Source organism: Microbacterium sp., from assembly GCF_049661145.1.
Classification (GTDB): domain Bacteria; phylum Actinomycetota; class Actinomycetes; order Actinomycetales; family Microbacteriaceae; genus Microbacterium.
The window spans coordinates 1-1,868 of the sequence record NZ_JBASZT010000344.1; the positions used below are offsets into that span (position 1 = coordinate 1).

1 protein-coding gene is annotated in these 1,868 nt (G+C 71.7%); it reads right to left on the reverse strand.

Features of this window, described 5'->3' with window-relative positions:
- Positions 1–12: 12 nt before the first annotated feature.
- A complete protein-coding gene (locus tag WBP48_RS14315; RefSeq protein ID WP_424441428.1) occupies positions 13–1,701 on the reverse strand; it encodes an ABC-F family ATP-binding cassette domain-containing protein in 1,689 nt (562 codons plus the stop codon).
- Positions 1,702–1,868 lie beyond the last annotated feature (167 nt).

Consider the following 1,868-nt stretch of genomic DNA (forward strand, 5'->3'; position numbering starts at 1 on the left):
CGGCACGCCAGGTCAGCGCGGCCGCGCCACCCGCGCTTCGTCCCACACCGGCTGGTCGGTCTCGACGACCCGGCCGTCCGCGCCGAACACGACGAACCGGTCGAACGAGCGGGCGAACCAGCGGTCGTGGGTGACCGCCAGGACGGTTCCCTCGAACCGCCGCAGGGCGTCCTCGAGCGCCTCGGCCGAGACGAGGTCGAGGTTGTCGGTGGGCTCGTCGAGCAGGAGCAGGGTCGCGCCCGACAGTTCGAGCAGCAGCACCTGGAACCGCGCCTGCTGACCGCCGGACAGGCTGTCGAACGTCTGCTCGGCCTGGCGGACGAGTCCGTAGCGGTCGAGTGCCGACGACGCGGCATCCCGCGGCATGCCGGGCCGACGGTCGTCGCCGCGATGGAGGATGTCGAGGAGCGTTCGCCCCGTGAACTCCGGATGCCGATGGGTCTGCGCGAACCACCCGGGTCGCACCCGGGCGCCCAGCACGGCGCGCCCGCTGTGGGCGACCTCGTCGAGCGCGACGCCCACCTCCGTGACGTGCCCGAGACGCGCGTCGGGATCGGTGCCGCCGCGAGCCAGCAGCCGCAGGAAGTGCGACTTGCCCGACCCGTTGGACCCCAGCACCGCGACGCGATCGCCGAACCACACCTCGAGGTCGAACGGCCGCATGAGTCCGGTGAGCTCCAGCCCCTCGGCGACGACGGCGCGCTTGCCGGTGCGCGCACCGCGAAGGCGCAGCTCGAGGTCCTGCCCGGGAGGGCGCTCCTCGGGCGGGCCGACCTCCTCGAACTTGCGCAGCCGGGTTTGAGCCGCCCGATACCGCGACGCGAAGCCGTCGTTGGCGGCGGCCTTCACCTTGAGGTCGGCGACGAGGGCGCGGAGCTTCGCGTGCTGCTCGTCCCACCGTCGCCGCAGCTCATCGAGTCGGGCCATCCGGTCCTCGCGAGCGGCGTGATAGCTGGCGAAGCCGCCGCCGTGCACCCACGCAGTGCTGCCGGCACCGCCGGCCTCGAGCGTGACGATGCGATCGGCGGCGCGGGCGAGCAGTTCCCGGTCGTGCGAGACGAGCAGCACCGTCTTCGGCGTCTCGCGCAGCCGCTCCTCGAGCCACCGTTTCCCGGGAACGTCGAGGTAGTTGTCGGGCTCGTCCAGCAGCAGCACCTGATCGGGGCCGCGCAGCAGCGCCTCCAGCGCCAACCGCTTCTGCTCGCCGCCGGACAGCGTCGTCAGCTCCCGATACCGCGCGCGTGTGAACGGGATGCCGAGGGCAGCGACCGTGCACGTGTCCCAGACGGTCTCGTAGTCGTAGCCGCCGGCCTCGGCGTAGTCGGCGAGCGCCGCCGCGTACCGCATCTGACTGTCGAGATCGTCGCGCTCGATGATCGCATTCTCGGCATCCTCCAGCTCACGCGCTGCAACGCCGATGCGGGTGGGCGCCACCGCGATGAGCAGGTCGTGCACGGTCTGCCCGGCCGAGCCGTGGCCGACGAACTGATCCATCACGCCGAGGCCGCCGTCGATCGAGACGACACCCGACCGGGGCGCGAGTTCGCCGCGGATGATGCGCAGCAGCGTCGTCTTGCCGGCGCCGTTCTGTCCGATGAGCGCGGTCGTCTTGCCTTCGGTGACCCGAAAGGTCACCTCGTCGAGCAGTGGCCGTCCGTCGGGCAGCACGAACGAGACGGCGGCGATGTCGATGAAGCCCACGGTGGTCCCTCCGCTCGCGCCGAGTCCAACGCCGAGCCGACCAGCATACGCCCCGTGCTGCGCTGCTTGCGCCCCCCTTGCCGCCACCCCAGCGACGCCGAGCCGCTACGAAACGACCGAGCCGCCATGATTCGTCCGGTCGAAACGTAGCGGCTCGGTCGAAACGT